The organism is Allobosea sp. TAB14 (genome assembly GCF_052113865.1).
Classification (GTDB): Bacteria; Pseudomonadota; Alphaproteobacteria; order Rhizobiales; family Beijerinckiaceae; genus Allobosea; species Allobosea spartocytisi.
In genome coordinates, this window is record NZ_JBFRDQ010000362.1 from 1 (window position 1) to 1,378 (window position 1,378).

Sequence of the window (1,378 nt, forward strand, 5' to 3'; positions counted from 1 at the left end):
ACTATAATATGTAAGATGCTGAGGCGTGACTCTTGCAACAACATCGCCGGTGGCGTGAACCTCCGGGTAGAGGCTGGGGAAGCCCGATCAGCGAGACGGACCGCGGATAAGCCGGCGGGCCTCGTGCTGCCCCATCCTGGGCTGCAAAGGATGAGGCTGACGGGCGTGAGCGACTGGTACTATGAGAAGAACGGTGAGCGCAGCGGGCCGATCAGCGCCGACGAGCTCAAGGCGATGCTGGCGAGCGGGGCAATCAGCCTCACCAGTCTAGTTTGGACAGCCACCTTCGGCAGCGAATGGAAGCGGATCGGCGCTACCGAGCTAGCCCCACCTCAGCCCGTCCTCCCGCCGCCGCTGCCGCCGAGAGAACCGCCCGCCCTTCCACCGAAGCCGGAGCAGGCAACATCGGGGCCGGAAGGCTTTCTAGACAGCGCGCTGACCAAGGTAATGATCGGCCCGAAGCACGACCATTACCTCGGCAAGTGGCGCTCCATCCTGGCGAAGGCCAATGGCGACACGGCCAAGGTCGCGACCGTGGCGTCATGGAACTGGCCCGCGCTGGTCGTGCCCTATGCCTGGCTGCTCTACCGCAAGCTCCACGTACTCGGCGTCATCGTGCTCGTGATCCAGATTGCTTATGTGCTGCTGCCGGAGAGCGTGCCGCCCTACGTCTCGCGCGGTTTCACGTTCGGCTACCTCGGCTTGTGCATCGCCATCGCGCTCTATGGCAACTCCTGGTATTTCGATGCCGTCCGCAAATGGTGGGAAGCTCTCCAAAAGGAGCCGGACCAGGCTGCCGCCCTGGAGCGTGCCCGCAAGACCGGCGGGGTCACATGGATCGCGCCGATCGGCGCCGTCGCGCTCGTGATCGCCGCCGCGGTCCTCCCGCATGTCATCACCTGGAGCGATGACGAGGCGATCGTTCGAAACGGCTTCATGACCGGCTATCAGAGCACCACGATCGGGCAGGCGCTCGCCGCCAGCTTCGACGACGCGAAGTGGCAAAGTTTCACCACCGACAAGGGCGCCAAAGTCGTCAGTTTCACCGGCAAGATCAACGCCAGCCTGCATGCTAATGCAGTCGATCGCCTGATGCGGCCGGTCAGGGAGACCGCAGCGGACCCCGATCTGAACGTCCGATACGGCAGTTATGAAAGGCTTCTTGCCCACTACGAGACCGCGCTCGCCTATCTAAAGGTGAAGAACCGCCTTCAACCTCTTTGGGACAAGCATGGCTGTGAGCAGCCACCGGGACAGCCCGCGACCTGCGATGTGATGGTGGCGCACTTCACTTTGATGCGCGAAGCCGTCGAGGCTTGGGCCGATGATGCCTATTGGTCAGTCGGGGAGCCAGTTGAAATCCAATGGACCATCAATC

Annotated in this window: 1 protein-coding gene; it reads left to right on the forward strand. The window is 62.8% G+C overall.

The window, feature by feature from the left end; translation table 11 throughout:
- Positions 1-165 precede the first annotated feature (165 nt).
- The coding region (locus AB4Y99_RS27620; RefSeq protein ID WP_441525600.1) for a GYF domain-containing protein at positions 166-1,378 on the forward strand (1,213 nt) is incomplete at its 3' end.